Genomic DNA, 910 nt, shown 5'->3' on the forward strand with positions numbered 1-910 from the left:
GCGGGCAGGTGAACGCAGGCGGCGGGCACGTGACCGACCTGCTCGGGGCGTGGGCGCTGGACGCCTGCGACGCCGAGGAGACCGCGGCGGTGACGGCGCATGTCCACCGCTGCCCGGCGTGTGCGCAGGAGGCGAGGACGCTGCGCCGCGCCGCGGTGGCGCTCGCCACGCTCACCGGCCGGGCGGACGCCGATACCCCGGACAGCTATGCCCCGAACGCCGACGCCCCGGACGCCGATACCGCGGACACCTACGCCGAGTCGCCACCGCCGACCGCCCAGGTCCTGACCGCGGCGCTGGCGCGGCGCCGGCCGGCGCCGTCGGTACCCGCCTTTGCCGCGCCGTTCGCCGCGGCGGCGGGCCTGTTCGAGTCCGCGCTCGCCGAACTCGACGGCCCGGCCCGGGCTGCGCCGAGCCCGGTGCGTGGCTGGACCATCGGCGACCTGGTCACCCATGTCGCAGCCACCGACGGCCTGCTCGCCGCCGCGATCGGGATTCCCGCGGACCCGCCGGTGGATCCGCGTCAGGACGTCGTCGCCCACAGCGAGGCGCTGATCGCCCACGCCCGCACCCGACCAGCGGAATATGCCCGCGCGTTGTGGCGGGACGGTGTCGACGCGATCGCGGCGCGGCTGCGTGCCGAACCGGACCTCGCCGGCCGGTCCATCCAGGTCGGTGGCATCGGGATGTCCGTGGCCGACCAGCTCACCGTCCGGGCCTTCGAGACGTGGATCCATGCCCGCGACATCGCCCACGCCGTGGGCCTGCGCCTGCCCGACCCGCTCGCCCACGATCTGCACGTCATGTCCGACCTTGCCGCGCGGCTGCTCGACGAGCTGTCCACCCTCGACATCCCAGGGGTGTCCGAGCCGCCGGCGGGCACCGTCGAGCTGACGCTCACCGGGCCGGG

Annotated in this window: 1 protein-coding gene; it reads left to right on the plus strand. The window is 76.0% G+C overall.

Features of this window, described 5'->3' with window-relative positions; translation table 11 throughout:
* The coding region (locus U9980_RS14200) for a maleylpyruvate isomerase family mycothiol-dependent enzyme (protein ID WP_322768349.1) at positions 1-910 on the plus strand (910 nt) is incomplete at both ends.

Source organism: Protofrankia sp. Cr1, from assembly GCF_963555865.1.
Lineage (GTDB): Bacteria > Actinomycetota > Actinomycetes > Frankiales > Frankiaceae > Protofrankia.